The organism is Streptomyces tirandamycinicus (assembly GCF_003097515.1).
Lineage (GTDB): Bacteria > Actinomycetota > Actinomycetes > Streptomycetales > Streptomycetaceae > Streptomyces > Streptomyces tirandamycinicus.
The window spans coordinates 4080424-4106436 of sequence record NZ_CP029188.1; the positions used below are offsets into that span (position 1 = coordinate 4080424).

Below are 26013 nucleotides of genomic sequence, written 5' to 3' on the forward strand. Positions count from 1 at the left end.
CATTGTCGGTGCTGGGGGCGCGGCGTGGGGGGTGGGCTCGGTCACGCGGGGCCCCGGACCCGGCCCCGGACGATCACATGAGGGTCACGGTTCGGGCGGCGTCGCACCCTGCATGATCGCTCTGTCGCCGGGCGGCCATATCGTGTTCACATCAATCACACAGAAAGAACCCTCATGCGAACCTCCGCCGCCCGCCGTACCGCCGTTGCCGTCACCGCCGTCTCCCTGGCCCTGCTCACCGCCTGCAGCGGCGGCGGGACCAACGAGGGCGGTGACAAGGGCAAGGCCGGGTCCCCGGCCGCCGCCGAGCCCGCGGCCAAGGCGCTGACCGCCACCGAGCTGGAGAAGCTCGCCCTGGCCGAGGGGGAGGTCAAGGGCCACAAGGTCACCAAGGCCGGGCCCGAGGACGAGGTCCCCGGCGGCCAGGTCGTCGCCGACAAGGCCGAGTGCAAGCCGCTCGCCGACGCCGTGGCAACCGTGCCGCTCGGGGACGCGAAGGCGACCGTCAAGCGCAAGGTGGTCGAGGAGCCGAAGAAGAAGGACGACGCGGCGGCCGACCTGGGCGACCTGGGCGACCTGACGGACGAGGACGTGGAGGAGGCGCTCAATTCGGCCTTCGACCTGACCGCCACGATGGTCTCCGTCTCCTCCTACGACGGCAAGGGCGCCGAGGAGGCCGTCGCCGGTCTGCGGACCGCTGCCCGCGCCTGCGCGGGTGGCTTCGGCATGACGATGGGCACCGACAAGTCGAAGATCGTCAAGGTGGAGGAGATCAAGGTGTCGGGCGGGCAGGAGGCCACCGCCTGGGCGCTGTTGTCCGAGCAGGAGGGCGAGAAGATGCCGCACAAGGTGGTGCTGGTGCGCCAGGGTGCGACCCTCGCCTCGTTCTCCTCCTTCAACCTCGGTTCCATCGCTTCGGGCAAGGACTTCCCGCTGCCCACCGCCGTCATCGACGCCCAGGCCGCGAAGCTCGGCTGACCGGCTCCGCCAACGGCCGCACGACCGGCCGGCGGCGGGCCGCCGCGCTCACGTGCCCCGCGACTGCGGCGAGCGGGGCGCCGGAGTCGTAGGCTGCCGCCATGTGCGGAATCGTGGGTTACGTGGGAGCGCAGTCCGCGCTCGATGTCGTCATCGCCGGGCTCAAGCGGCTGGAATACCGGGGCTACGACTCGGCGGGCGTGGCCGTCCTCGCCGACGGAGGGCTGGCCGCCGCCAAGAAGGCCGGGAAGCTGCTCAACCTGGAGAAGGAGCTCACCGACCGTCCGCTGCCGAGCGGCTCCACCGGCATCGGGCACACGAGGTGGGCCACCCACGGCGGCCCCACCGACGCCAACGCCCATCCGCACCTGGACAACGCCGGGCGGGTCGCCGTCGTCCACAACGGCATCATCGAGAACTTCGCCGCACTGCGGGCCGAGCTGACCGAGCGCGGCCACGACCTCGCCTCCGAGACGGACACCGAGGTCGTGGCCCATCTGCTCGCCGAGGAGTTCTCGTCCTGCGGTGAACTCGCCGAGGCCATGCGGCTGGTGTGCCGGCGGCTGCACGGTGCGTTCACGCTGGTCGCCGTCCACGCGGACGAGCCGGACGTCGTCGTCGGCGCCCGGCGCAACTCCCCCCTCGTCGTCGGCGTCGGCGACGGCGAGGCGTTCCTGGCCTCGGACGTCGCGGCGTTCATCGCCCACACCCGCTCGGCCATCGAACTCGGGCAGGACCAGGTCGTCGAACTCCGGCGCGACGGCGTCACGGTGACCGACTTCGACGGCGCGCCCGCCGACGTGCGCTCGTACCACGTGGACTGGGACGCCTCGGCCGCCGAGAAGGGCGGCTACGACTACTTCATGCTCAAGGAGATCGCCGAGCAGCCGAAGGCCGTCGCCGACACGCTGCTCGGCCGGATCGACGAGGACGGTTCGCTCACGCTCGACGAGGTGCGGATCCCCGCCGCGGTGCTGCGGGAGGCGCAGAAGGTGGTCATCGTGGCGTGCGGCACGGCGTTCCACGCCGGGCTCATCGCCAAGTACGCCATCGAGCACTGGACGAGGATCCCGTGCGAGGTGGAGCTGGCGAGCGAGTTCCGCTACCGCGACCCGATCCTCGACCAGCGCACCCTCGTCGTCGCCATCTCGCAGTCCGGCGAGACCATGGACACGCTCATGGCGCTGCGCCACGCCCGCGAGCAGGGCGCGAAGGTCCTCGCCATCTGCAACACCAACGGCTCCACCATCCCGCGCGAGTCGGACGCCGTGCTCTACACGCACGCCGGGCCGGAGGTCGCGGTCGCCTCGACCAAGGCGTTCCTGACCCAGCTCGTCGCGTGCTACCTGGTGGCGCTGTACCTCGGGCAGGTGCGCGGCACCAAGTGGGGCGACGAGATCCGGGCCGTCATCCGGGACCTCTCGCAGATCGCCACCCAGGTGGAGCAGGTCCTCGCCACCATGGAACCGGTGCGCGAGCTGGCCCGCTCGCTGGCCCGCAAGAACACGGTGCTCTTCCTCGGCCGGCACGTCGGCTACCCGGTGGCCCTGGAAGGCGCGCTGAAGCTGAAGGAACTCGCCTACATGCACGCCGAGGGCTTCGCGGCCGGCGAGCTCAAGCACGGCCCCATCGCCCTGATCGAGAACGACGTGCCGGTGGTCATCGTCGTGCCGTCGCCGCGCAGCCGGTCCGTGCTGCACGACAAGATCGTGTCCAACATCCAGGAGATCCGGGCCCGCGGCGCGCGCACCATCGTGATCGCCGAGGAGGGGGACACGGCGGTCGAGACCTACGCCGACCATCTGATCCGCATTCCGCAGACCCCGGCGCTGCTCCAGCCGATGGTGGCGACCGTGCCGCTCCAGGTGTTCGCCTGCGAACTCGCCACCGCCCGGGGCAACGAGGTGGACCAGCCGCGCAACCTGGCGAAGTCGGTCACCGTCGAATGATCGTCGGGGTGGGGATCGACGTAGCCGAGATCGACCGCTTCGAGGAGGCGATGCGCCGGACGCCGGCGATGGCGGACCGGCTCTTCCTCCGGAGCGAACTGCTCCTCCCGAGCGGCGAACGGCGCGGAATCGCCTCCCTCGCGGCCCGCTTCGCCGCGAAGGAGGCCGTCGCGAAGGCGCTGGGCGCGCCGGCGGGACTGCTCTGGACGGACTGCGAGGTCTGGGTCGAGGACTCGGGCCGGCCGCGTCTGCGCGTCACCGGCACGGTGGCGGCGGCGGCGCGTGAGCGGGGGGTGCGGTCGTGGCACCTCTCGCTCAGCCATGACGCCGGGGTGGCGTCGGCGATGGTGGTCGCGGAGGGGTAGCGGCGGATCGCGCCCGCCGGACCACCGCGGCGTTCCACACGGTGGTACGCGGGCGCTCCCCGCCGGACCCGCCGGACGCGCCGCACCCGCCGCACCCGCTGTACGCGCCGCACCCGCCGCGACCACGGTGCCGAGCGGGTGGACGCCGCCGGGCCCGCCGCACCGGCGGCGTCTCGCGCGGTGGTACGCCGCCTGACCCGCCGCACCCGCGACGCCGAGCCCGGCGGACGCCTCCGCACCCGCAACGCCGAGCGCGACGCACGCGCGCACGGCATGCTTCTGAGCATGCGTCATGCCTACAGCGTCGACACCGTAAGGGCCGCCGAGGCCGAACTGATGGCCGGGCTGCCGGAGGGGGCGCTCATGCAGCGGGCCGCCGCGGGGCTCGCCGCGGCGGTCGCCGGGCTGCTGCCGCGCGTCTCCGGCGCCCGCATCGTGCTGCTGGTCGGCAGCGGCGACAACGGCGGCGACGCGCTGTACGCGGGCGCGCGGCTGGCCCGCCGGGGCGCCGGAGTGAGCGCGGTGCTGCTCGATCCGGACCGCGCCCACCGGGGCGGACTCGCGGCGCTGCGGGCCGCCGGGGGCCGGGTCGCCGAGGACCCGTTCGGGGTGCTCGCCGTCGCCGACGTCGTCCTGGACGGCATCACGGGCATCGGCGGCCACGGCGGTCTGCGTCCGGACGCCGTCCCGTTGGCGCGGGCCGCGCGCGGCTCCGGCGCGATGGTCGTCGCCGTCGATCTGCCCAGCGGCGTCGAGGCGGACACCGGCGAGGTGAAGGGCGAGGCGGTGCGGGCCGACGCCACCGTCACCTTCGGCGCGTACAAGCCGGGCCTGCTCGTCGACCCGGCGCACCAGCACGCCGGGGCCCTGCGGCTCGTCGACATCGGCCTGGGTTCCCGGCTGCCGTCCGTCCCCGATCTGGAGGCGCTGCAGCACGACGACGTGGCACGGCTGCTGCCGGTGCCCGCCCCGGAGAGCGACAAGTACCGGCGCGGGGTCGTCGGCGTCGTCGCCGGGTCGGCCCGCTACCCGGGCGCCGCGGTGCTCGCCGTGGCGGGCGCGGTGCACGGCGGCGCCGGGGCCGTACGCTACGTCGGCCCAGGCGCGGACGCGGTGATCGCCCGCTTCCCGGAGGCGCTGGTGCACGGCTGGCCGCCCTCCCGCGCGGGCCGGGTGCAGGCGTGGGTCGTCGGGCCGGGCCTCGGTGACGCACCGGGGGTGGCGGAGGTACTGGAGTCCGACGTCCCGGTCCTGGTCGACGCCGACGGCCTGCGGAGCCTCGACCCGGACGCGGTGCGGGCCCGCAGCGCCCCCACGCTGCTCACCCCGCACGCGGGTGAGGCGGCGGCGCTGCTGGGAGTGGACCGCGGGCAGGTGGAGGCCGCACGGCTCGGCTCGGTGCGGTCGCTGGCCACCAAGTACGGCGCCACGGTGCTGCTGAAGGGTTCCACGACGCTGGTGGCCGACGCGGACGCCCGCCGTCCGGTGAGGGTGAACCCGACCGGCACCTCGTGGCTCGCGACGGCGGGCAGCGGCGATGTGCTGTCGGGGCTCGCCGGTTCGCTGCTCGCCGCCGGCCTCGAACCGCTCGACGCCGGGTCCGTGGCCGCGTATCTGCACGGCCTGGCGGCGCGGCTCGCCTCGCTGGGCGCCCCGGTGTCCGCCCAGGACGTGGCCGCGGCGATCCCGCGGGCCTGGCGCGACACGCTGACGCCCTGACGTGGCGCGGGCCACAGCGGGCGGGTGACCAGCGCCACTCGTGGCCGTCGCCGTACGAACCGGGTGGTAAGCCTCTGAGACACTGAGCGCGATGACTCAAGAAGCACCCTTCCGGGCCCGCGCCGAGATCGATCTCGCCGCGCTGCGCGCCAACGTCCGCGCACTGCGCGCGCGGGCGCCCCGCGCCGCCCTCATGGCCGTGGTCAAGTCGGACGCGTACGGGCACGGGATGGTGCCCTGCGCGAGGGCGGCGCTGGCCGCGGGAGCCCAGTGGCTGGGGACCGCGACGCCGGAGGAGGCGCTCGCCCTGCGGGCCGCCGGGATCGGCGGCCGGGTGATGTGCTGGCTGTGGACGCCCGGGGGCCCCTGGCGCGAGGCGGTCGAGGCCGACCTGGACGTGTCGGTCAGCGGCATGTGGGCGCTGCGTGAGGTGACCCGGGCCGCCGAGGAGGCGGGCCGGGCCGCCAGGGTCCAGCTCAAGGCCGACACGGGACTGGGCCGCAACGGCTGCCAGCCCGCCGACTGGGCCGAACTGGTCGCGGCCGCCCGTGCCGCCGAACAGGCGGGCACCGTCAGGATCACCGGTCTCTGGTCGCACTTCGCCTGCGCCGACGAGCCCGGTCATCCGTCCATCGCGGCGCAGCTGTCCGTCTTCAGGGACCTGGTGGCGTACGCCGAGAAGGAGGGCGTCGAGCCGGAGGTGCGGCACATCGCCAACTCCCCTGCGGCGCTGACCCTTCCGGAGAGCCATTTCGACCTGGTGCGCACCGGTGTCGCGGTGTACGGGATCTCGCCCAGCCCGGAGCTGGGCACGCCCGCGGACTTCGGACTGCGCCCGGTGATGACGCTCAAGGCGTCGGTGGCGCTGGTGAAGCGGGTTCCGCCCGGACACGGCGTCAGTTACGGGCACCACTACGTCACCGGCGGCGAGACCACCCTCGGGCTGGTGCCGGTGGGGTACGCCGACGGCATCCCGAGGCATGCCTCCGGCCGCGGTCCGGTGCTGGTCGGCGGCGAGTGGCGGCGGGTGGCCGGCCGGGTGGCGATGGACCAGTTCGTCGTCGACCTCGGCCCCGACCGGGGTGCGGTCGAGGAGGGCGCGGAGGCGGTGCTGTTCGGCCCGGGCGACGGGGGCGAGCCGACCGCCCAGGACTGGGCGGAGGCGGCGGGCACGATCGCCTACGAGATCGTGACCCGGATAGGGCCCCGCGTCCCCCGCGTCCATCTCCACGAGCACGAGCAAGAGCACGAGAAGGCGGGCGGGAACGGGGTCACGGGCACGGGCACGGCATCCGGCGACTGACCGGACGACCAGGAGACGACGACCGGTAGCACCGGTAGCACCAGTAGGAGCGGCACGGTGAGCGAGAACAGCGCGGGGGACGTGGCGGCGGCGGTGACCGATGCCGCCACGGGCAACTGGCGCCGGGCGGGTGTCGCCGGCGCCGCCATAGGGGTGATCGCCGCCGGTGCGGCGGCGGGCGTCGCGATAGAGCGGATGACCGTGGGCCGCGGCATGCGCCGGAAGGCCCGGCTCGCCCTGGACGCCTCCGGGCCCTACGGGGCGCTTCGCGGCACTCCGGGCAGAGCCGTCGCCGACGACGGCACGGCCCTGTACTTCGAGACGGACGAGGTGGACCCGGAGACGGGCGGCGCGGCGCCGCGCCGGCGCAGGCTGTTCGGCCGCAAGGCCCCCGCGCCGGTGACCGTCGTGTTCAGCCACGGCTACTGCCTCAACCAGGACTCCTGGCACTTCCAGCGGGCCGCGCTGCGCGGGCTGGTCCGTACCGTCCACTGGGACCAGCGCAGCCACGGCCGCTCGGGCCGGGGGGCCTCCCAGACCGGGCCCGACGGGGTGCCGGTGTCCATCGACCGGCTGGGCCGCGATCTCAAGACGGTCATCGACGAGGCGGCCCCGGAGGGGCCGCTGGTGCTGGTGGGCCATTCGATGGGCGGTATGACGCTGATGGCGCTCGCCGCCGCGCACCCGGAGCTGATCCGGGAGCGGGTCGTGGGGGCCGCGTTCGTCGGCACCTCGGCCGGCCGGCTCGGCGAGGTGAACTACGGACTGCCGGTGGCGGGCGTCAACGTGGTACGCCGGGTGCTGCCGGGGGTCCTGAAGGCGCTGGGCTCCCAGGCGGAGCTCGTGGAGCGCGGCCGGAGGGCGACGGCCGATCTGTTCGCGGGGCTGATCAAGCGCTACTCGTTCAGTTCGAGGGACGTGGACCCGGCGGTGGCCAGGTTCGCCGAGCGGATGATCGAGGGCACGCCGATCGACGTGGTCGCCGAGTTCTACCCGGCGTTCGCCGAGCACGACAAGGCGGCCGCCCTGGACGTGTTCCAGGAGGTCCCGGTGCTGGTGCTGGCCGGTGACCGCGACCTGGTCACCCCCAGTTCGCACAGCGAGGCGATCGCGGACCTGCTGCCGGACTCCGAGCTGGTCATCGTGCCGGACGCGGGGCACCTGGTGATGCTGGAGCACCCGGAGGTGGTCACCGACCGGCTGGCGGACCTGCTGGTGCGGGTCGGGGCGGTCCCGTCAGCGGCTAACGTTGGCACGTATGGAAGCACCGCACAGCCCGGCGGCTGAGACCGCTCACCAGCCCGCCGCCCGTCTCACCCTCACCTCGCCGGAGCAGACGCAGGAGCTGGGCCGCCGGCTCGCGAAACTGCTGCGGCCCGGTGACCTCGTGCTGCTCACCGGCGAGCTCGGTGCCGGCAAGACGACCCTGGCGCGCGGGCTCGGTGAGGGCCTCGGTGTCCGCGGCGCCGTCACCTCGCCGACCTTCGTGATCGCCCGGGTGCACCCGTCCCTGGTGGGCGGACCCGCGCTGGTGCACGTGGACGCGTACCGGCTGGGTGGCGGGCTGGACGAGATGGAGGACCTCGACCTCGACGTGTCGCTGCCGGAGTCGGTGGTCGTCGTGGAGTGGGGGGACGGCAAGGTCGAGGACCTCTCGGAGGACCGGCTGCATGTCGTCATCCACCGGGTCGTGGGCAACACGGACGACGACCGCCGCCGGATCACGCTCACCGGCGTGGGTCCGCGCTGGGCGGACGCCGGGCTGGCGGGGCTCACCGCCTGACCCCCCGCCGGCTGCCGGGCAGCCCCGGCGTCCGGTCCACGGGCGTCGCCTGATCCGCCCCGCGGGTACGTTCCGACAAGATGTCGGCAAGGTGTTGCATCCGCTGCTCCGGGCATGGTCACATGGAGGCAAGTACGCGGTTAGGTCTGCCTAACCGCGCCTGCCCCCGGACCACCAGGAGGCATCCATGTCGGCGTCCGAGCACACGGCCGAGCACACGGCGGAGTCACCGCCGAACCCGTCGCCCCGGCCGTCGCCGGCGGCGTTCTCCATGCGTGATCTGCTGGCCTCGTGCGCGGCGGCCAGCGCGGTCTCCACCCCGCCGGGCGACCGCGGCGGAGCCGCCCGGTCCGGGGAGCCCGTCCCCGAGGAGCAGGAACCCCGCCGCGACGCCGCGTAGTCCCTTCGGGTGAAGTCCACTTCCCGGGGCCCGCCGCCGGGGTCTCCCGTCGGTGCCTGCCGTGCGGACCTGCCTCCGGGCCGTACGCCCGGGTCCGCCGTCCGGCCCGCCCCGGGGCCTTGCACCCGTCGCTGCCGAGCGCGCCCGCGTCCGCCGCGCGCCCGCGCCTGCTTCGGCTACGGCTACGGGACGACGACGACCTTCGAGCCGATCGTCGCGAACGTCCACATGGCGTCGCCATCGGCCCGCTTCATCCGTACGCCGCCGGTCTTCGTGCCCGGGACCGGGCTCGACATCGACCCGTCCACGGCGGCGCTGAAACCGATCGACACGTCGTCGACCGTCGCGAACCGCACCACGTGCTCGATCTCCACGCCGTCCGAGCCCTCGATCCTGCCGCTGCGCGACGTCACCTCGTAGGTGCCGGGCTTCGGGCTGATGGTGCTGGGCATCACGGGGAAGGTCTGGGTGAGCTGCTCCGCGCCGACCAGCCAGACCCGGCGCTCGCCCAGCGAGTAGACGACGCGGACGCCCGTACCGGAACCCGTGGGCACGGCCAGCGGGTCCTTCCGCGGTTCTTCGGCGGCGGCGGCCTCCGAGGGGCGGGCGCTGGGGGCGGCGGCCCGGGGCTTCGCCAGGCTCTCCGGCACGTTCGCGGAGGCCTGGTAGGCGAGGAAGGCGACGACGGCGAGGGCCGCAGCGGTGAGCCCGGCCACCGTTCCCGAGCTGCTCCTTGCCACGCCTGCTCCCCTCGCTCGCACACCTGCGTGAGTGACGGTAGCAGCAGGGTGGCGGCGGAACGGGACGCCGTGCCCCCGTCGCGGGGGCCGTAGGCTGTTTGCGTGCTCTTGCTCGCCGTTGATACCGCCACCCCCGCCGTCACCGTCGCCCTCCACGACGGCGACTCCGTCGTCGCCGAGTCCACCCAGGTCGACGCCCGCCGGCACGGGGAACTGCTGCTGCCCTCCGTCGACCGGGTCCTCACCACCGCCGGGCTGAAACTCGACGCGGTCACCGGAATCGTCGTCGGCGTCGGGCCCGGCCCGTACACCGGGCTGCGCGTGGGCCTGGTCACCGCCGCCACCTTCGGCTCGGTGCTCGGGGTCCCGGTCCACGGCGTCTGCACGCTGGACGGGCTGGCGTACGCCGCCGGGCTCCGGGAGCCGTTCACGGTCGCCACGGACGCGCGGCGCAAGGAGGTCTACTGGGCGCGGTACGACGACTTCCGCAGCAGGACCGGCGAGCCCGCGGTCGACCGGCCGGCCGAGATCGCCGGTCGGGTCGCGGGGCTCCCCGCGGTCGGCGCCGGTGCCCTGCTGTACCCCGAGGTCTTCCCGGACGCCCGGGGCCCCGAGCACCAGTCGGCGGCCGCCCTCGCCGCGCTGGCCGCAGGGAAGCTGGCCGCCGGCGAGGAACTGCTGCCGCCGCGGCCGCTGTACCTGCGCCGCCCGGACGCCCAGGTGCCCAAGAACTACAAGGTGGTCACGCCGCGGTGAGCACCCCCGTCCTGCGCGAGATGCGCTGGTGGGACATCGCGCCGGTGCTGGACATCGAGCGCGAGCTGTTCCCGGAGGACGCCTGGTCCCCGGGCATGTTCTGGTCCGAACTGGCGCACGCGCGCGGCCCGCAGGCGACCCGCCGCTATGTGGTCGCCCAGGACCCGGCGGACGGGCGGATCGCCGGCTACGCGGGCCTCGCGGCGGCCGGCGGGCTCGGCGACGTCCAGACCATCGCCGTCACCCGCGACCAGTGGGGCACGGGCCTCGGCGCCCGGCTCCTCACCGACCTGCTGCAGCACGCGACCGCGTGGGAGTGCGACGAGGTCCTGCTCGAAGTACGGGTGGACAACACCCGGGCCCAGAAGCTGTACGAGCGCTTCGGCTTCGAGCCGATCGGCTTCCGCCGCGGCTACTACCAACCCGGCAACATCGACGCCCTCGTGATGCGGCTGCACGTACACGACGCACAAGGAACCCGGAACCATGGCTGACGAACCCCTCGTACTCGGCATCGAGACGTCCTGCGACGAGACGGGCGTGGGCATCGTCCGCGGGACGACGCTCCTCGCGGACGCCATCGCCTCCAGCGTCGACGAGCACGCGCGCTTCGGCGGGGTGGTGCCGGAGGTCGCCTCCCGCGCCCATCTCGAGGCGATGGTCCCGACCATCGAGCGCGCCCTCGCGGAGGCCGGGGTCACCGCCAGGGACCTGGACGGCATCGCGGTCACCGCGGGCCCGGGCCTCGCCGGCGCGCTGCTGGTGGGCGTCTCCGCCGCCAAGGCGTACGCGTACGCGCTGGGCAAGCCGCTGTACGGGGTGAACCACCTCGCCTCCCACATCTGCGTCGACCAGCTGGAGCACGGCCCGCTGCCCGAGCCCACGATGGCCCTGCTGGTCTCCGGCGGGCACTCGTCGCTGCTGCTCGCGCCCGACATCACCGCCGACGTACGGCCCATGGGGGCGACGATCGACGACGCGGCGGGCGAGGCCTTCGACAAGATCGCCCGGGTACTGGACCTCGGCTTCCCCGGCGGCCCGGTCATCGACCGCCTCGCGAAGGAGGGCGACCCCGAGGCGATCGCGTTCCCGCGGGGGCTGACCGGACCCCGCGATCCCGCGTACGACTTCTCCTTCTCCGGGCTGAAGACGGCCGTGGCGCGGTGGATCGAGGCCAAGCGCAACGCGGGCGAGGACGTCCCCGTGCGGGATGTCGCCGCGTCCTTCCAGGAGGCCGTGGTCGACGTGCTGACCCGGAAGGCCGTACGGGCCTGCAAGGACGAGGGCGTCGACCACCTGATGATCGGCGGCGGGGTCGCCGCGAACTCCCGGCTGCGCGCGATGGCCGAGGAACGCTGCGAGCGCGCCGGGATCCGGCTGCGGGTACCCCGGCCGAAGCTGTGCACGGACAACGGGGCGATGGTCGCCGCGCTCGGCGCCGAGATGGTCGCCAGGAACCGGCCCGCCTCGGACTGGGAGCTTTCCGCCGACTCCTCGCTGCCGGTGACCGACCCTCATGTCCCGGGCGAGCACCACCCGGGCCATGCGCACGACCATGTGCACGACCACGACCATGTGCACGAGGTCAGCAAGGACAACCTCTACTCATGACCGTCGTCACCCTGATGTGGGAGGCCAGGGCGGCCTCCGGACGCGGCGGGGAACTGCTGGAATGGGCCCGCGCGCAGACCCTCGGGGCGGCCCCGCTGCGCCGGGAGACCTTCCGGGCGCCGGGGGAGCGGGTGCTGGTGCTGACCTGGTGGGAGACGGACGGCCCGGACGACCGCCTCCCCGAGCTCCCGGACCCGGACGCCGCGCTGATCGGCCGCCCGGTGCACCGCTGGCGCTTCCAGTCGCTCGACTTCTCCGCAGCGGACTTCACCGGCGGCTGAGCCCTCGCCGGGCCGGGCGGGCGGTGGCGGCGCCCGCCGGGCGGGTGCGTGCTTGCCCGCCACACGGACGCCCGCAGCCTGCCGCGCGGGTGCGTGCTGCCCGTCACGCGGGTGCAAGCCCGTCACGCGGACGCCTGCAGCCCGTCAGTCGGCTCTCCGGCCGTCAGGCGGCCCCCTCCGTCCGGCGGCCCCCTCCGTCCGTCAGACGCCCGTCCGCAGCCGCTCAGACGGTTGCCGGCGCCCCGATGAGAACGGTGGGTGCGCCGGCCACCCGGGTCAGGAAGACGGTGGCCGCGTTCGGTCCGCTCGGCTTCACCCTGCGGCGCAGCTCCTCGGGTTCGACCGCCGATCCCCGCTTCTTGACGGTGAGCGTGCCGACCTCCCTCTCGCGCAGCAGGGCCTTGAGCTTCTTCAGGTTGAACGGGAGTTCGTCGGTGATCTCGTACGCGGTCGCCCAGGGCGTCGGGCGCAGCTCGTCGGCCGTGATGTACGCGATCGTCGCGTCGAGCAGCCCGCCGTCGAGTTCCTCGGCGACCTCCGCGACCAGATGGGCGCGGATGACCGCGCCGTCGGGCTCGTAGAGGTAGCGGCCCGTCTTCCGCACCGCCGGGTCGGGCAGTCCGCGCCCGGCGAGCCGGGCCCCGTTCGGCAGCAGGGTGGCGCGCCGGGTGCCCGGCGCGGTGCCGAACCAGAGCACGGCCTCCTTCACGTCCCCGTGGTCGGAGATCCACTCGGCCTCGGCGTCCCCGGGGATCGCCTCGTGCGGGACGCCGGGGGCGATCTTGAGCGCGGCGAAGCGCGCCGTGCGCGCCGCGCCGACGGCCCAGGACAGCGGCGGCGAGTACGCCTCCGGGTCGAAGATCCGGCCGCTGCCGCCCTTCGGCCCGCGCCCGCCCCCCGGCCGGCCGGCGCGGCGGGCGGGGTCGACGAAGACGGCGTCGTAGGAGGACGTCCCGACCTCGGTGACATCGGCCCGGCGGACCTCGATCAGCGAGGCCAGCCCCAGTGCCTCGGCGTTGGCCCGGGCGACGTCGGCGGCGGCCGGGTCGTGGTCCACCGCGAGTACGGAGATCCCGGCGCGGGCGAGCGCGATCGCGTCACCGCCGATGCCGCAGCACAGGTCCGCCACACTCCGTACCCCGAGCGCCGCGAACCGGGCGGCCCGGTGGGCGGCGACGGACGCCCGCGTCGACTGCTCCACGCCGTTGGGCGTGAAGTACATCCGGTACGCGTCCCCGGCACCGAACTTCGCCACCGCCCGCTGCCTCAGCCGTGCCTGTGTCAGCGCCGCCGAGACCAGCCCGGCCGGGTGGTCGCGGCGCAGCCTGGTGGCGACGGCCAGTTCCTGTCCCGGGTCGTAGTCCCGGAGAGCGGCGAGCAGGGCCTGCCCTTCGGCGGTGAGCAGAGGGGCGAGGGGGGAGGGCGAGCCGGCGTCGTTCACCCGGCCATTGTCGGCCAGCCGGGGGACGGTGTGCGGCCGGGCGGCGCGGTCGGCGCTCATGGGCGCGCGGCGCTGACAGGATGCGACGCCATGCGGCAAGTACGACAAAACGAAAAGAAGCCAGCAATTCGGCGCAGGCGCACCTGGATGTGCGTGCTGCTCGCGATGGCCGTCGGATCGGGCTGTGCCGCCGGGTCCGGTCAGGCCCCCGGCGGGGCCGGGGCCACCGGGAAGGCGGGTGCCTCCGGCTCGGCCGCTGCTCCTCCGCACGGCCGGGAGCGGGGGTCCTCGGGGTCGCCGGGTTCCTCGGGAGCACCGGGTTCGTCGGCTTCCTCGGCTTCCCCGGCTTCCCCGGCTTCCTCGGCTTCCTCGGCTTCCCCGGTTTCCTCGGGGGCGCCGGGGCGGGAGGCCCGGAAGGAGAAGGGCGGCGAGGGAGACCGGAAGGACTCCGCAGGGAACGGCGGGGACCGCGGCAAGGGCGAGCGCGGTGGGAACCGGGAGCGGGCGGGCGAGAAGGCCGCCGCGGCCGAGGCGCGTGCGAAGCGCCTGAAGAAGATCCAGGCCGCCCGGGCGGTCGCGGCCAAGCGCTGGGGACTCGCGCAGACCCCGCTCCCCGCGCCCCCGCCGCCCGGCAAGAAGCCGAGGGTCACCACCCGCAAGGGCTTCGAGGTCGACCGCCACAAGGGCCTGCCGCCCGTCTTCACCACCGTGCCCACCAAGCAGAAGGTCGTCTTCCTGACGATCGACGACGGCGCGGAGAAGGACCCGGAGCTGCTGCGGATGATGAGCGAGCTGCGAATCCCGTACAGCGCCTTCCTCAGCGACTACGTCGTCCGCGACGACTACGGCTACTTCGAGAAGATGCAGGGCCGCGGCGTCTCCCTGCACAACCACACGCTCACCCACCCCTATCTGCCGGCGCTGCCGTACGCGAAGCAGAAGGCGGAGATCTGCGGGCAGCAGACCAGGATGGAGAAGCGGTTCGGCAAGCGGCCGCGGCTGTTCCGGCCCCCGTACGGCAGCTACAACCGGGACACCCTGCGGGCCGCCGCGTCCTGCGGTGTGAAGGCCGTGCCGCTGTGGGCGGCGGAGGCGTTCCCCGACCACATGGAGTGGCGCGAGTGGGACCGCGACCTGCACCCCGGCGACATCATCCTCACGCACTTCCGCGGCAAGGCGGAGTGGAAGGGCAGCATGCCGGACATGATCCGCCATGTGATGAAGGTCGTCACGGCGAAGGGCTACGCCGTGGCGCGGCTGGAGGACTACGTCTGAGACCGGCCTGCCCTGCCGCCTGCCGGCGTGAGGCGCGTAGGGGCGCGAGGCGCACGAGGCGCGTGGGGGCGCGCCGGGTGGAGGCTCGGGGCTCGGATGCCGGGCGCCGGGCGCGAGGTGACGGGGCGTGAGGCCCGCAGCCGGGTGCCCGGCCCGGGATGACGGGCGGCCGCCGTCGGGCCCGCCGCGCGGTCGCTTGGCGGGCCCGTCCCCGCGGTTTCCCCGCGGCCGCGCCACCCGGGGCGACGCACCGGACCGGGTGGAGGGAACCGGCCGAACACGCAGTGGATTGGCACTCCGCTTGACCGAGTGCTAATCCCGGTCATAGTCTCGGCTCTGGCACTCCCCACCGGAGAGTGCCAACACAGCGACGGGCAGGTCCGGCACCCGCGACGACGGATCCACCTGGTCGCCACCTCAGACAGATGAACCCCGTGAGATCTCCGAAGGGGGAGGTCGGATCGTGACGACCACCAGCTCCAAGGTTGCCATCAAGCCGCTCGAGGACCGCATCGTGGTCCAGCCGCTCGACGCCGAGCAGACCACCGCCTCTGGCCTGGTCATTCCGGACACCGCCAAGGAGAAGCCCCAGGAGGGCGTCGTCCTGGCCGTCGGCCCGGGCCGCTTCGAGAACGGCGAGCGTCTTCCGCTCGACGTCAAGACCGGCGATGTCGTGCTGTACAGCAAGTACGGCGGCACCGAGGTGAAGTACAGCGGCGAGGAGTACCTCGTCCTCTCGGCCCGCGACGTGCTCGCGATCGTCGAGAAGTAGTTCACCGCAGATTTGCCCAGAGCCGCGCCCCTGGCCCCCGCTGATGATGAAGCCGGGCGGCGAGGGGCGCGGTTCGCTTTGAGAGGACTTGAGAAGCTCCATGGCGAAGATCCTGAAGTTCGACGAGGACGCCCGTCGCGCCCTTGAGCGCGGCGTCAACAAGCTCGCCGACACGGTCAAGGTGACGATCGGCCCCAAGGGCCGCAACGTCGTGATCGACAAGAAGTTCGGTGCCCCCACCATCACCAACGACGGTGTCACGATCGCCCGCGAGGTCGAGATCGAGGACCCGTACGAGAACCTCGGCGCCCAGCTGGTGAAGGAGGTGGCGACCAAGACCAACGACATCGCGGGTGACGGCACCACCACCGCCACCGTGCTCGCCCAGGCGCTGGTCCGCGAGGGTCTGCGCAACGTCGCCGCCGGCGCCTCCCCGGCCGCCCTGAAGAAGGGCATCGACGCCGCGGTCAAGGCCGTCTCCGACGAGCTGATCGCCACCGCGCGCCCGATCGAGGAGAAGTCCGACATCGCCGCCGTCGCCGCGCTGTCCGCCCAGGACCAGCAGGTCGGCGAGCTCATCGCCGAGGCGATGGACAAGGTCGGCAAGGACGGTGTGATCACCGTCGAGGAGTCCAACACCTTCGGTCTGGAGCTGGACTTCACCGAGGGCATGGCCTTCGACAAGGGCTACCTGTCGCCGTACATGGTGACCGACCAGGAGCGTATGGAGGCCGTCCTCGACGACCCGTACATCCTCATCAACCAGGGCAAGATCTCCTCCATCCAGGACCTGCTCCCGCTGCTGGAGAAGGTCATCCAGGCCGGTGCCTCCAAGCCGCTGCTGATCATCGCCGAGGACGTGGAGGGCGAGGCCCTGTCCACCCTCGTCGTCAACAAGATCCGCGGAACCTTCAACGCGGTCGCGGTCAAGGCCCCCGGCTTCGGTGACCGCCGCAAGGCGATGCTGCAGGACATGGCCACCCTCACCGGTGCCACCGTCATCGCCGAGGAGGTCGGCCTCAAGCTCGACCAGGCCGGTCTGGACGTGCTGGGCACCGCCCGCCGCATCACCGTCACCAAGGACGACACCACGATCGTCGACGGCGGCGGCAAGAGCGAGGACGTGGCCGGCCGCATCGCGCAGATCAAGGCCGAGATCGAGTCCACGGACTCCGACTGGGACCGCGAGAAGCTCCAGGAGCGCCTCGCGAAGCTGGCCGGCGGCGTGTGCGTGATCAAGGTCGGCGCCGCCACCGAGGTGGAGCTGAAGGAGAAGAAGCACCGTCTGGAGGACGCCATCTCCGCGACCCGCGCCGCGGTCGAGGAGGGCATCGTCTCCGGTGGCGGCTCCGCCCTGGTCCACGCCGTCAAGGTGCTGGAGGGCAACCTCGGCAAGGACGGCGACGAGGCCACCGGTGTCGCGGTCGTGCGCCGCGCCGCCGTCGAGCCGCTGCGCTGGATCGCCGAGAACGCCGGCCTTGAGGGCTACGTCATCACCGCCAAGGTCGCGGAGCTGGACAAGGGCAACGGCTTCAACGCCGCCACCGGCGAGTACGGCGACCTGGTGAAGGCCGGCGTCATCGACCCGGTCAAGGTCACCCGCTCGGCCCTGGAGAACGCCGCCTCCATCGCCTCCCTGCTGCTCACCACCGAGACTCTCGTGGTGGAGAAGAAGGAAGAGGAGCCGGCGGACGCGGGCCACGGTCACGGCCACGCCCACTGACCCGTAGGGCCCACCGTCCGTTCAGGACACCGGAATGCCACCGCTCCCCGGGAGGGGGCGGTGGCATTTCCCTTGGGTGCGGGCTGCGCACGGGCCGGGCGCGGCCGGCCGCTACATCTCCAGCGCCCCCAGCCGGCCCATCAGCCCGAGCCGGTCGTACTGCCACCAGCCCTCGCAGATCAGGCCCTCGTGGAGCCGGTGGACGGTCGTCCCGGTCATCGAGACCTGCCTGCCGGTGGGCGCGAGGCCCAGGAACTCGCCCTTGTGCGTGCCCTCCCACGTCCAGCGGGTGCAGACCCGGTCGCCTTCGGCGACCTGGTCCTCGAGGGTGAAGGTGTAGTCGAAGGCGTCGCGCCACAGGGCGATTTCGCCGCGCAGCGCCTCGACGCCGATCACGTCCGGGGAGTTGGCCGGGTCGTGGTCGTGGTAGTCCCGGGTGAGCAGTCCGTCGAGCAGCCCCGGGTCACCGGTGAGGGCCTCGGTGAAGAACCGGGCGCACACCTCCTTGTGCAACTGCTCGTCGCGGATGACCTCCAGGTCGGTGAAGGTCGGCATCCCGTCGCACAGCGCGACCATCTCCTGGAAGATCCGGTCGGTCTCGGGGAGGTTGGAGTTGCGCATCGCGTCCTCGTACGAGGGAAACTCGACGATCTCCACCAGATGGGTCCCGTCGGAGCGGTCCTGCGCGAGGACGTTGTGGGTGGCGGTGCGCTTCCCCCTGGTCTGCTCGACCCAGATGTCCAGGAGCCGGTTGAGCTCCTCGACGCGATCCGTCTTGCAGTCGATCATCTGTACGAAGGTCATGGTGTCTCCCGGGCGGATGGGGCGCTGCGTCGAATGCACCCATTCTAGTGAAATACGGACACTCCGCCCTGATTTGTCCTGCCGTTTGCCCTGCCGGGTGAGCGGTTGTGCCGGGACGACCGGCTGCGGCTGCGGCCGATGCGGCCGACCCGGCCGGGCTTGTGATCGGCCCCTCCCTGCGACCCGGCAGGGCGGGACTACTTCGGCCCGTACTTGCGGCCCGCCCGGGAGCTCACCCCGCCGAGCAGGCCGCGCGGGGCCAGTTTCACCACGCCCATCAGAGCCTTGTAGCGCGGGTCCGGCACCGACAGCGTCCTGCCGCGCGCCAGATCGGCGAGCGCCGAGGACACCAGCTTGTCGGCGTCCAGCCACATCCAGCCGGGGATGTTGTCCGTGCCCATCCCCGCCCGCTGGTGGAACTCGGTGCGCACGAACCCCGGGCAGAGAGCCATCAGCCGCACTCCGGTGCCCGCCAGGTCGCGCGCCGCCCCCTGGGTGAACTGCACGACCCACGCCTTCGACGCCCCGTAGGTGCCCCGCGGCACGAACGCGGCGACCGACGCCACGTTCACCACCCCGCCGCGGCCCCGGTCGCGCATCGGTGCGGTGGCCGCGGCCGTCAGCCGCAGCACCGCCTCGCAGTGCACCTTCAGCATCCTCAGCTCGTCGGCCATGGAGACCTCGAGGAAACGCCCCTTGTTCCCGAAACCGGCGTTGTTGACGAGCAGGTCCACCGGCCGCCTGCGGTCGTCGAGCCGCTTCTCCACCGAGGAGATGCCGTCGTCCTCGGCCAGATCGGCGGTCAGTACCTCCGCCTCGATGCCGTGCCGGTCGTGGAGTTCGGTGGCCTGATCCTGAAGGCGCTTGGTGTCCCGGGCCACCAGGACCAGATCGTGTCCGTCGGCCGCGAGCCGCCGTGCGAACGCGGCCCCGATGCCCGCCGTCGAGCCCGTGATGAGTGCTGTCGTCATAGGCGGCACGTTAGTGCGCCGCGCGCATGCGCGCCGTGCGGGCCCGGCCGCGGTGCCGGGCGTCACCCGGCCCGACGGGGAGCAGGCGCCGCCGCAGGCCGCCCCCACCGCGTGCGGCGGCAGGTCCGCCCCCCCACCCCCTTCCGGCGACAGGTCGGTCCCCCCTTCCGGCGGCAGCCCGGTCCCCCCTTCCGGCTGCGGGTCGGCCGCCCCGCGGTCCGCCGCCCGCGGGGTGCCGTACCCGAAGCACCGTCAGCCGCCGCCGTGCTTCTCCGTGTACTCCCGGGCGGTCTTCAGCAGTGCGGACTCCATCCACGGCGCCGCGACGAGCGTGCGCGGCAGCAGCCGGCGCTCCAGGGTGGCCGCCCTGAACAGCAGCGCGACGGTGACGTCGTGGTCCGGGCGGTGCACCACCCGCACCGGGTCGCCGGCCCGGAGCGTCCCCGGTTCGATCACCCGCAGCAGCGCGCCCGGCTGCCCCGCCCGGGTGAACCGCCTGACCCACCCCTGCTCCCCGAGGTGCCCCTGGAACGTGCTGCAGGGCACCCGGCCGCCCGTGACCTCCAGGACCGCACCGGAGCCGATGAGCCAGCGCTCCCCGATGAGGGCCCCGTTCACGTCGAGGCCGGTGGTGGTGAGGTTCTCCCCGAACGCGCCGTCCGCCAGCGTCCGGCCCAGCTCGCGTTCCCAGCGGTCGAGGTCCTCACGGGCGTACGCGCTGACGGCCCGGTCCTCGCCCCCGTGGAAGCGGGGGTCGCCGATCTCGTCCCCCTCCACCCCGCTCGCTCCTGTGCCCCGCGGCCCGGGGGCGAAGACCCGCACCGGGCCCGCGACGGGCTGCTTGTCCACAGCGCTGAGGCCACTGGCAGCGGAGGTGTGCTCGACGGCCCTGAGCCGCCCCACGTTCACGGAGAGGAGTTCCATGCCCCGACGCTAAGCCCAGCGCCTCAAAGCATCCATCGCATATCTCACATCTGCCCCAAGTGTCTCTTATGATCGAGGGGTGATCGAACCCCGCCACCTCCGCGTCCTGCGCGCCGTGGCCGCCACCGGCTCCTTCTCCGCGGCGGCCCGTGAGCTGGGCTGCACCCAGCCCGCCGTCAGCCAGCAGATGAAGGCCCTCGAGGCGTCCGCGGGCACCCCGCTGCTGGTGCGGACCGGCCGGGAGATGCGCCTCACCCAGGCAGGGGAGGCGCTGGTGCGTCATGCCGCGGGGATCCTGGCCGGGCTCACCGCCGCCGAGGAGGAGGTCGCCGCGATCGCCGGGCTGCGCTCCGGCCGGGTCCGGCTGGTGTCGTTCCCCAGCGGCAGCTCCACGCTGGTGCCCACCGCCCTCGCGGCCCTGCGGGCAGCGCACCCGGGCACCCGTGTCTCCCTCGTCGAGGCCGAGCCGCCGCGTTCCGAGGAGATGCTGCGGGAGGGGGACTGCGACGTGGCCCTGGCGTTCCGGTACGGCACCGGGGGCACGGAGTGGTCGGACCTCGTCGTGCGGCCGCTGCTCAGCGACCGGCTCACGGGGCTGGTACCGGAGGGGCACCGCCTCGCGGACGCGGACTCCGTCTCCATCGCGGACCTGGCGGACGAGCCCTGGATCGCCGGATGCCCGCGCTGCCGGCGCCGGCTCGTGGAGGTCTGCGAGGAGTCGGGGTTCACCCCCAGGATCGACTTCGCCACGGACGACTACCCGGCCGTGGTCGGACTCGTCGGCGCCGGTCTCGGCGTCGCGGTGCTGCCGGGGCTCGCACTGGAGTCCGTACTGCCCAAGGGGGCCCGGACGGTTGCGGTGGAGCCCCCCGTCCACCGCGAGATCGTGGCCCTGACGCTGCCCGATCTGGCTCAGGTGCCCGCGGTCGCGGCCACTCTGGACAGGCTGGCCATGGCCGCCGCGCGCTGACGCGCGGCACAACGCCCCCCGGGTGCGCCGTCCCGGGCGGCGGACGTCCCCGGTTGCGCCCCGGACGCTGCAGGAACGTTTCTTCTCCAGTCGTCACGGCTCCGGGTCAGCCGTGCGGCGCGCCGCCCGCGCCACCCGCCGGGATCAGCCGGTGCCGGGCCCGCCCCATGAGCTCCTCGCGCTCGTCCTCCGTGAGTCCGCCCCACACCCCGTAGGGCTCCCGGACCGCGAGTGCGTGCGCCGCGCACTCCGCCCGTACCGGGCACCTCATGCAGACCTCTTTCGCCGAGTTCTCGCGCGCACTCCTTGCCGCGCCGCGTTCCCCCTCGGGATGGAAGAAGAGTGAGCTGTCTACCCCACGGCATGCTGCGAGCAGCTGCCAGTCCCACAGATCGGCGTTCGGTCCGGGAAGGCGGGAGAAATCTGCCATAGCGCATGTCCCCTTGTAGCCGTGCTGAGTGGTTCTGAGCTCCGACCGTACATCTACGGTGTAAGTAGATGTAAATATGACTCATTGCGAATCTAGTCGCAGACACCAACAAATGGGAAGAAATGCAGCTAAATGGGGCATACCGGCCAACTGGCATGCGGTTGAGCTGTGTCGCTCTCCTCCGCTCACGGGTCCTCACGTAGAGTGCCGAAGGTGCCCGGCCCGCCCGTAACTCTTTCGAGTGACCGTCGTTGAGAGGGCGGAGGCGGTTGAGAGAACCAGCACTCGGGCACGAGTCCGGGGGCGTCAACCGCACAGGTGACGATACGTAACCAGCCTGGAGGCTCAAGGTGACGCGCATCAGCTGCGGAGGGCGGCCATGACATCCGTCCTCGTCTGCGACGACTCCCCGCTCGCCCGAGAGGCGCTCCGCCGCGCGGTGGCAACCGTGCCCGGCGTGGAGCGCGTGACGACCGCGGCCAACGGCGAGGAAGTCCTCCGCCGCTGGGGGGCCGATCGCTCGGATCTGATTCTGATGGACGTACGCATGCCCGGACTGGGCGGCGTCGAGACGGTCCGCCGGCTCCTCTCCGCGGACCCCGGAGCCCGGATCATCATGCTCACCGTCGCCGAGGACCTGGACGGCGTCGCGCTCGCCGTCGCCGCCGGCGCCCGTGGATACCTGCACAAGGACGCCTCGCGCGCCGAGCTGCGGGCCACGGTCACCCAGGCCCTCGCCGACCCGACCTGGCGGCTCGCCCCGCGCCGGCTGCGCTCGGCCGAGATGGGCGCGGCGCCGACCCTCACCGCCCGGGAGATCCAGGTACTCGAGGGGATGAGCCACGGCAGGTCCAACGCCGAGATCGGGCGTGAGCTGTTCCTGTCCGAGGACACGGTGAAGACCCACGCCAGGCGGCTGTTCAAGAAGCTGGGTGCCTCGGACCGGGCGCACGCCGTCGCGCTCGGATTCCGCTGGGGCCTGGTCCGCTGAGCGGTGCCGGGCGAAGCCGGGACCGGTCCCGGCGGGCGCACCGGAGGGGCGCGCGGCCGTCGTGCACGCGACGCGCGCCCGGGTCCCCGCCGCTCGGTCCCGACGGCATCGCGAGTCCCGCCCGTCATGCGGTGGGCGGGGCGGCGGCCGACGGCGGGGACACGTTTACCGCGCGATGCCGCATCCTTGAGGTGTGGAGTTCCTCGGGGACGATTCGGTCGAGCGCAAGGGGAGGGCGCAGGAGATGAGTTCCGGCGCACCTGCTCATAACGCTTCGGTGCACAACTACGGACGCGGTGCCACGGAGCAGCGGCAGCCAGGGCACCATGGACCGATGCGTGACGACGAGGCGGCGGCTGCCCAGGGGGCCATCGGTGCCCTCGTCCAGCGTGCCGTCGACGGCGACGACCAGGCCACGCACGATCTGCTGGCCCGGGTGCACCCCCTGGCGCTGCGGTACTGCCGCACCCGGCTGAGCCGGCTGCCCGGTGACGCGCGTCACTTCGTCGAGGACCTCGCGCAGGAGGTCTGCGTCGCGGTCCTCATGGCGCTGCCGCGCTACCGGGACACCGGGCGCCCCTTCGAGGCGTTCGTCTTCGCGATCGCGGCGCACAAGGTCGCCGATCTGCAGCGGGCCGCCATGCGGCACCCCGGCTCCACCGCGGTGCCGTCCGACGAGATGCCGGAGCGGCCGGACGACTCGCTGGGTCCCGAGGAGCGCGCGCTGCTCAGCGACGACGCGGAGTGGGCCAAGAGGCTCCTCGCCAGCCTCCCGGAGAACCAGCGCGAGCTGCTGGTGCTGCGGGTCGCGGTCGGGCTCACCGCGGAGGAGACCGGGCAGATGCTCGGCATGTCGCCGGGCGCGGTCCGGGTCGCCCAGCACCGGGCCCTCAGCAGGCTGCGGGCGCTCGCCGAGCAGTAGCGTGGAGGGCGGCGGCTGAACCCTGCGGGCGCCGCGTCCGTACGTACGAACGTACAAAGCTGCTCGGTGATCTTGATCGTGGAACGTGACACCTCCGGATCCCGTTAGCATGGACATCCGCACCGATCAAGGCCATTTGGGGAAGGTGTCATGACTGCCAACGTCGACGGAGTGCCCGACAAATTCGCGACACTCGGGCTGACCTACGACGACGTGCTGCTCCTGCCCGGCGCGTCCGACATGGCGCCCGACCAGATCGACACCTCCTCGCACGTCTCGAAGAACGTGCGGGTGAACATCCCTCTGCTGTCCGCCGCCATGGACAAGGTCACCGAGTCGCGCATGGCCATCGCCATGGCCCGGCAGGGCGGCGTGGGCGTACTGCACCGCAACCTCTCGATCGCCGACCAGGCCAACCAGGTCGACCTGGTGAAGCGCTCCGAGTCCGGCATGGTCACCGACCCGATCACGGTGCACCCCGACGCGACGCTCGCCGAGGCCGACGCGATCTGCGCCAAGTTCCGGATCAGCGGCGTCCCCGTCACCGACGCGGCCGGCAAGCTGCTCGGCATCGTCACCAACCGCGACATGGCCTTCGAGACGGACCGCTCCCAGCAGGTGCGCGACGTCATGACCCCGATGCCGCTGGTGACCGGCAAGGTCGGCATCTCGGGCGTGGACGCCATGGAGCTGCTGCGCCGCCACAAGATCGAGAAGCTTCCGCTGGTCGACGACGCCGGCATCCTCAAGGGCCTGATCACCGTCAAGGACTTCGTCAAGGCGGAGAAGTACCCCAACGCCGCGAAGGACAAGGACGGCCGGCTCCTGGTCGGTGCCGCGGTCGGCGTCGCGGGCGACGCCTTCGAGCGCGCCCAGGCCCTGATCGAGGCCGGTGTCGACTTCATCGTCGTCGACACCGCCCACGGCCACTCCAAGCTGGTCGGCGACATGGTCGCCAAGATCAAGTCCAACGCCCCGGTGGACGTCATCGCCGGCAACGTCGCCACCCGTGACGGTGCCCAGGCGCTCATCGACGCGGGCGTGGACGGCATCAAGGTCGGCGTCGGGCCCGGCTCCATCTGCACCACCCGTGTCGTCGCCGGTATCGGCGTCCCGCAGGTCACCGCGATCTACGAGGCGTCCCTCGCCGCCAGGGAGGCGGGCGTCCCGGTCATCGGCGACGGCGGCCTCCAGTACAGCGGCGACATCGCCAAGGCCCTGGTCGCGGGCGCCGACACGGTGATGCTCGGCTCGCTGTTGGCCGGCTGCGAGGAGTCCCCGGGCGAGCTGCTCTTCATCAACGGCAAGCAGTTCAAGTCGTACCGCGGCATGGGCTCGCTCGGCGCCATGCAGTCCCGCGGCGACCAGCGCTCCTTCTCCAAGGACCGCTACTTCCAGGAGGGCGTCGCCTCCGACGAGAAGCTCGTCCCCGAGGGCATCGAGGGCCAGGTGCCCTACCGCGGCCCGCTCTCCGCGGTCGTCCACCAGCTCGTCGGCGGTCTGCGCCAGTCGATGTTCTACGTCGGCGGCCGCACGGTGCCGCAGCTGCAGGAGCGCGGCCGGTTCGTCCGGATCACCTCGGCGGGTCTCAAGGAGAGCCACCCGCACGACATCCAGATGACGGTCGAGGCGCCGAACTACAGCAGGAAGTAGCGCGCACCGCCGCAGGTGGCGGCGGCCGCGTTTCCGCAGGGGCGGTTCCGGGGATTCCCGGGACCGCCCCCGGCATGTGCGTCGGGGATACTGGTAGGCGCAGACGTAGAGGGAAAGGCCACATATCGTGACTGAGATCGAGATCGGGCGCGGCAAGCGCGGCCGCAGGGCGTACGCGTTCGACGACATCGCCGTCGTACCGAGCCGGCGCACCCGGGACCCGAAGGAGGTCTCGATCGCGTGGCAGATCGACGCCTACCGGTTCGAGCTGCCGTTCCTGGCCGCCCCCATGGACTCCGTCGTCTCGCCGCAGACCGCCATCCGCATCGGTGAGCTGGGCGGACTGGGCGTGCTGAACCTCGAGGGCCTGTGGACCCGGCACGAGGACCCGCAGCCGCTGCTCGACGAGATCGCCGGGCTGCCCGCCGAGAGCGCGACCCGCCGTCTGCAGGAGATCTACGCCGCGCCGATCAAGGAGGAGCTGATCGGGCAGCGCCTCAAGGAGGTGCGCGACTCCGGCGTCGTCACGGCCGCCGCCCTGTCGCCGCAGCGCACCGCGCAGTTCTCCAAGACGGTCGTCGACGCGGGCGTGGACATCTTCGTCATCCGCGGTACGACGGTCTCCGCCGAGCACGTCTCCGGCGCGGCGGAGCCGCTGAACCTGAAGCAGTTCATCTACGAGCTCGACGTCCCGGTCATCGTCGGCGGCTGCGCCACGTACACGGCGGCGCTGCACCTGATGCGCACCGGCGCGGCGGGCGTCCTGGTCGGCTTCGGCGGCGGAGCGGCGCACACCACCCGCAATGTGCTGGGCATCCAGGTGCCCATGGCGACGGCGGTCGCGGACGTCGCCGCCGCCCGCCGGGACTACATGGACGAGTCCGGCGGCCGGTACGTCCACGTCATCGCCGACGGCGGTGTCGGCTGGTCCGGCGACCTCCCGAAGGCCGTCGCCTGCGGCGCGGACGCCGTGATGATGGGCTCCCCGCTGGCCCGCGCGACGGACGCGCCCGGCCGCGGCCACCACTGGGGCATGGAGGCGGTGCACGAGGACGTGCCCCGCGGCAAGCTCGTCGACCTGGGCATCGTCGGTACGACGGAGGAGATCCTCACCGGCCCGTCGCACTCCCCGGACGGCTCGATGAACTTCTTCGGCGCCCTCCGGCGTGCCATGGCGACGACCGGCTACAGCGAGCTCAAGGAGTTCCAGCGGGTCGAGGTGACGGTCGCGGACTCCCAGCACAAGCGCTGA

At 72.9% G+C, this 26013-nt stretch carries 26 protein-coding genes; 20 read left to right on the forward strand and 6 right to left on the reverse strand.

Features of this window, described 5'->3' with window-relative positions; translation table 11 throughout:
* Window positions 1–174: 174 nt before the first annotated feature.
* The 8 genes from DDW44_RS18205 (at window position 175) to DDW44_RS18240 (ending at window position 8497) form a co-directional block, all read left to right on the forward strand.
* Complete coding sequence (locus DDW44_RS18205; protein WP_108907076.1) at window positions 175–978, forward strand: hypothetical protein; 804 nt, start codon at window positions 175–177, stop codon at window positions 976–978.
* A 101-nt stretch (window positions 979–1079) separates the two neighbouring features.
* Window positions 1080–2927: a glutamine--fructose-6-phosphate transaminase (isomerizing) gene (gene glmS / locus DDW44_RS18210; protein ID WP_018889326.1), complete on the forward strand. Its 1848-nt coding sequence runs from the start codon at window positions 1080–1082 to the stop codon at window positions 2925–2927.
* A complete protein-coding gene (locus DDW44_RS18215) occupies window positions 2924–3292 on the forward strand; it encodes a holo-ACP synthase (RefSeq protein WP_017949621.1) in 369 nt (122 codons plus the stop codon). The genes glmS and DDW44_RS18215 overlap by 4 nt, the downstream gene beginning before the upstream one ends.
* Window positions 3293–3577: 285 nt before the next feature.
* Window positions 3578–5011: an NAD(P)H-hydrate dehydratase gene (locus tag DDW44_RS18220; RefSeq protein ID WP_208647974.1), complete on the forward strand. Its 1434-nt coding sequence runs from the start codon at window positions 3578–3580 to the stop codon at window positions 5009–5011.
* 91 nt (window positions 5012–5102) lie between these two features.
* On the forward strand, window positions 5103–6314 hold the full coding sequence (alr, locus tag DDW44_RS18225; protein ID WP_108907078.1) for an alanine racemase: 1212 nt from the start codon (window positions 5103–5105) through the stop codon (window positions 6312–6314).
* Window positions 6315–6371: 57 nt separating this feature from the next.
* Window positions 6372–7601 carry an alpha/beta fold hydrolase gene (locus DDW44_RS18230; protein ID WP_018889322.1) on the forward strand — a complete coding sequence of 410 codons (1230 nt, stop codon included), beginning with the start codon at window positions 6372–6374 and terminating at the stop codon, window positions 7599–7601.
* Complete coding sequence (tsaE, locus tag DDW44_RS18235; RefSeq protein ID WP_108907079.1) at window positions 7573–8097, forward strand: tRNA (adenosine(37)-N6)-threonylcarbamoyltransferase complex ATPase subunit type 1 TsaE; 525 nt, start codon at window positions 7573–7575, stop codon at window positions 8095–8097. The genes DDW44_RS18230 and tsaE overlap by 29 nt, the downstream gene beginning before the upstream one ends.
* Before the next feature lie 187 nt (window positions 8098–8284).
* Window positions 8285–8497, forward strand: coding sequence for a hypothetical protein (locus DDW44_RS18240; RefSeq protein WP_018889320.1), 213 nt, complete (start codon window positions 8285–8287; stop codon window positions 8495–8497).
* Window positions 8498–8679: 182 nt separating this feature from the next.
* On the opposite strand, the gene DDW44_RS18245 is transcribed toward DDW44_RS18240, so the two are convergent.
* Window positions 8680–9237, reverse strand: a complete 558-nt coding sequence (locus tag DDW44_RS18245) for a L,D-transpeptidase (RefSeq protein ID WP_240800516.1) — start codon at window positions 9235–9237, stop codon at window positions 8680–8682.
* Between the two features lie 102 nt (window positions 9238–9339).
* Here DDW44_RS18245 and tsaB point away from each other — a divergent pair, with 102 nt between their 5' ends.
* Genes tsaB through DDW44_RS18265 form a run of 4 tightly spaced genes read left to right on the forward strand, consistent with a single transcriptional unit; the run spans window position 9340 to window position 11885 of the window.
* Entirely contained in the window at window positions 9340–9993 is a 654-nt protein-coding gene (gene tsaB / locus DDW44_RS18250; protein ID WP_108907081.1) for a tRNA (adenosine(37)-N6)-threonylcarbamoyltransferase complex dimerization subunit type 1 TsaB, read from the forward strand.
* Window positions 9990–10487 (forward strand): ribosomal protein S18-alanine N-acetyltransferase, encoded by a 498-nt coding sequence (gene rimI, locus DDW44_RS18255; RefSeq protein WP_017949613.1) that lies wholly within the window; start codon window positions 9990–9992, stop codon window positions 10485–10487. Before tsaB ends, rimI begins: the two co-directional genes overlap by 4 nt.
* The gene (tsaD, locus tag DDW44_RS18260; protein WP_108907082.1) at window positions 10480–11604 is read left to right on the forward strand and encodes a tRNA (adenosine(37)-N6)-threonylcarbamoyltransferase complex transferase subunit TsaD; all 1125 of its coding nucleotides are present in this window, start codon (window positions 10480–10482) and stop codon (window positions 11602–11604) included. Before rimI ends, tsaD begins: the two co-directional genes overlap by 8 nt.
* Window positions 11601–11885, forward strand: coding sequence for a hypothetical protein (locus tag DDW44_RS18265; RefSeq protein ID WP_108907083.1), 285 nt, complete (start codon window positions 11601–11603; stop codon window positions 11883–11885). Before tsaD ends, DDW44_RS18265 begins: the two co-directional genes overlap by 4 nt.
* 223 nt (window positions 11886–12108) lie before the next feature.
* Here the strand turns inward: DDW44_RS18265 and DDW44_RS18270 are convergent, their stop codons facing one another.
* Complete coding sequence (locus DDW44_RS18270) at window positions 12109–13386, reverse strand: class I SAM-dependent methyltransferase (RefSeq protein WP_108907084.1); 1278 nt, start codon at window positions 13384–13386, stop codon at window positions 12109–12111.
* 87 nt (window positions 13387–13473) lie between these two features.
* On the opposite strand from DDW44_RS18270, the gene DDW44_RS18275 reads away from it, so the two are divergent.
* The 3 genes from DDW44_RS18275 to groL all read left to right on the forward strand — a co-directional run bounded on the left by DDW44_RS18275 (window position 13474) and on the right by groL (window position 17096).
* Entirely contained in the window at window positions 13474–14601 is a 1128-nt protein-coding gene (locus tag DDW44_RS18275; RefSeq protein WP_108907085.1) for a polysaccharide deacetylase family protein, read from the forward strand.
* Window positions 14602–15064: 463 nt separating this feature from the next.
* The gene (gene groES, locus DDW44_RS18280; protein ID WP_017949608.1) at window positions 15065–15373 is read left to right on the forward strand and encodes a co-chaperone GroES; all 309 of its coding nucleotides are present in this window, start codon (window positions 15065–15067) and stop codon (window positions 15371–15373) included.
* Window positions 15374–15473: 100 nt separating this feature from the next.
* A complete protein-coding gene (gene groL / locus DDW44_RS18285) occupies window positions 15474–17096 on the forward strand; it encodes a chaperonin GroEL (RefSeq protein WP_108907086.1) in 1623 nt (540 codons plus the stop codon).
* A 111-nt stretch (window positions 17097–17207) separates the two neighbouring features.
* Here groL and DDW44_RS18290 read toward each other — a convergent pair whose 3' ends face one another.
* The 3 genes from DDW44_RS18290 to DDW44_RS18300 form a co-directional block, all read right to left on the reverse strand.
* Complete coding sequence (locus DDW44_RS18290; RefSeq protein ID WP_017949606.1) at window positions 17208–17900, reverse strand: ester cyclase; 693 nt, start codon at window positions 17898–17900, stop codon at window positions 17208–17210.
* A 197-nt stretch (window positions 17901–18097) separates the two neighbouring features.
* Window positions 18098–18871 (reverse strand): SDR family NAD(P)-dependent oxidoreductase, encoded by a 774-nt coding sequence (locus tag DDW44_RS18295; RefSeq protein WP_017949602.1) that lies wholly within the window; start codon window positions 18869–18871, stop codon window positions 18098–18100.
* A 252-nt stretch (window positions 18872–19123) separates the two neighbouring features.
* The gene (locus DDW44_RS18300) at window positions 19124–19795 is read right to left on the reverse strand and encodes an MOSC domain-containing protein (RefSeq protein WP_108907087.1); all 672 of its coding nucleotides are present in this window, start codon (window positions 19793–19795) and stop codon (window positions 19124–19126) included.
* Window positions 19796–19874: 79 nt separating this feature from the next.
* Between DDW44_RS18300 and DDW44_RS18305 the strand changes: the two genes are divergently transcribed.
* On the forward strand, window positions 19875–20765 hold the full coding sequence (locus DDW44_RS18305) for a LysR family transcriptional regulator (RefSeq protein ID WP_017949600.1): 891 nt from the start codon (window positions 19875–19877) through the stop codon (window positions 20763–20765).
* Between the two features lie 106 nt (window positions 20766–20871).
* Here the strand turns inward: DDW44_RS18305 and DDW44_RS18310 are convergent, their stop codons facing one another.
* On the reverse strand, window positions 20872–21195 hold the full coding sequence (locus DDW44_RS18310; protein WP_017949599.1) for a WhiB family transcriptional regulator: 324 nt from the start codon (window positions 21193–21195) through the stop codon (window positions 20872–20874).
* Between the two features lie 379 nt (window positions 21196–21574).
* On the opposite strand from DDW44_RS18310, the gene DDW44_RS18315 reads away from it, so the two are divergent.
* The 4 genes from DDW44_RS18315 (at window position 21575) to DDW44_RS18330 (ending at window position 26013) form a co-directional block, all read left to right on the forward strand.
* Window positions 21575–22186, forward strand: coding sequence for a response regulator transcription factor (locus DDW44_RS18315; RefSeq protein ID WP_003948568.1), 612 nt, complete (start codon window positions 21575–21577; stop codon window positions 22184–22186).
* Window positions 22187–22520: 334 nt separating this feature from the next.
* On the forward strand, window positions 22521–23108 hold the full coding sequence (locus DDW44_RS18320; RefSeq protein WP_017949598.1) for a sigma-70 family RNA polymerase sigma factor: 588 nt from the start codon (window positions 22521–22523) through the stop codon (window positions 23106–23108).
* 150 nt (window positions 23109–23258) lie between these two features.
* Entirely contained in the window at window positions 23259–24761 is a 1503-nt protein-coding gene (gene guaB / locus DDW44_RS18325; RefSeq protein ID WP_108907088.1) for an IMP dehydrogenase, read from the forward strand.
* Between the two features lie 127 nt (window positions 24762–24888).
* Window positions 24889–26013 carry a GuaB3 family IMP dehydrogenase-related protein gene (locus DDW44_RS18330; RefSeq protein ID WP_017949596.1) on the forward strand — a complete coding sequence of 375 codons (1125 nt, stop codon included), beginning with the start codon at window positions 24889–24891 and terminating at the stop codon, window positions 26011–26013.